Here is a 1,726-nt window from a genome sequence, read left to right on the forward strand (position 1 = left end):
CTCGTATAGTATCTTTTAGATACCGTTTTTTATAAAAAATTAATAGTTACTTTTGTTCAATAGGCTTAGTAAAGCCCATGGTATAATTGCTCCTTAGTGTCAATCAGGTATCAGTTCTGATTCCCCCTGTTGAACCAATAATGGTTACTTCATTCATAGTCTGTTCCCCTGACACGGATGTTAGCTTCAAACCAGCTGGCTGTTTGCCTAAGTTCATGGCCTGCCTCTTAGCAGTGGGGGGTCGCATCAGTCCATCTTAGGCTGGATTCTTATATGCGAGGGTGTCGATGCTCCGTGATCATGGGTTTTACCAAGCCGATTGAACACTCAAATCCAACATAGAAAGAAGGTGATAACATGAACCCACTTTACGTCGGTATTGATGTGAGTAGCAAATCCAATGTCGTATACCTGATGCTTCCTGATGGCAGTAAGCATAGCAACTTTTCTGTTGCTAATTCTCACGATGGATCCACTCAACTGGTAAAACGTATCTTGTCAGCGATCAAATCGCTTTCCCTTGACACTGTAATCATTGGTCTCGAAGCCACTTCTGTTTATGGTGACAACCTCGTGTATTTCTTAAGGGAAGATGCCACTCTGGTACCCTATGACAAGAAGATTCATGTCCTCAATCCTAAGCAGGTTAAAAACTTCAAAGAAGCGTATAACGACCTGCCCAAGAATGATTATGTGGACTCCTATGTCATTGCTGACTGCCTGCGTTTCGGTAGAATCAACAAAGAGGTCTATCAAAGCGATTACCGTTATAAAGCTCTTCAGAACCTCACAAGGGCGCGTTTTTTCGCAGTTCAGAATCTCGTTAAAGAAAAACAGCGATTCATCAATGTCCTATTCAAGAAGTATTCTACGATGACGCAGGAGAAGGTATTTGGCGATACCTTCAGCACTACTGCCTTAGCTGTCTACGAAGAGTTTGAATCCGCAGAAGCGTTGGCCTCGATGGACTTACAAGAGCTTACAGATTTCATTATGGAAAAGGGAAAGAACCGCTTCCCTAATCCGGATGCTGTAGCCAAAGCCATCCAGAAAGCTGCCAGGAGTTCCTACCGTTTACCCAAGACGGTGAATGACTCCGTTAATCAGGTGCTTTCTATATCCATAACCTCGATAAAGGCATTGGATGCTCAAATCAAGGAGTTTGACAAAGCTATAAAAGCCCAGATGGAACTCCTCCCAAATGTATTGACATCCATCCCCGGTATTGGTCCGGTATACTCCGCAGGCATTATTGCGGAGATAGGAGATATCAATCGTTTTCCGTCTCAAGCTCAGCTTGGTAAGTATGCAGGCCTAGCTTGGACTCAGAATCAATCCGGTGACTTTGAAGCTGAAAACACAAAACTCATACAATCCGGAAACCGATTCCTAAAGTATTACCTGTGTGAAGGTGCCTTGTCTCTCGTGAAATGCGACACAGAGTACCGCAACTTCTATCACTCCAAGTATAAAGAAGTGAACAGGCATCAACACAAACGTGCACTCGCATTAACTGCCCGTAAATTTGTGCGGTTAATCTTTCGACTGCTGAAAGATAATCGCCTATATCGAGCAGCGGAATAAGAACTTATTCCTGTTGCTAATACCACCTGCTTCAAAAAAGCTGAAATCGCAGGGTTTATTAAGGTTACCCTTTTTCCAGCAAATGATGCAGAAAATATATCAAAACATTATTATTTTTCACTTGACATCACACCGCTGGACT

At 42.9% G+C, this 1,726-nt stretch carries 1 protein-coding gene; it reads left to right on the plus strand.

Going from position 1 to position 1,726, the window contains the following annotated elements; translation table 11 throughout:
* Window positions 1–357 precede the first annotated feature (357 nt).
* The gene (locus BLV86_RS17360) at window positions 358–1,584 is read left to right on the plus strand and encodes an IS110 family RNA-guided transposase (RefSeq protein ID WP_090820096.1); all 1,227 of its coding nucleotides are present in this window, start codon (window positions 358–360) and stop codon (window positions 1,582–1,584) included.
* The last annotated feature ends 142 nt before the right edge of the window (window positions 1,585–1,726 follow it).

Origin of the sequence: Oribacterium sp. KHPX15 (assembly GCF_900107835.1) — a bacterium.
Lineage (GTDB): Bacteria > Bacillota > Clostridia > Lachnospirales > Lachnospiraceae > Oribacterium.

Coding starts and splice junctions, on each gene's coding strand:
- BLV86_RS17360 (WP_090820096.1), top strand. CDS start 358: ATGAACCCACTTTACGTCGGTATTGATGTGAGTAGCAAATCCAATGTC.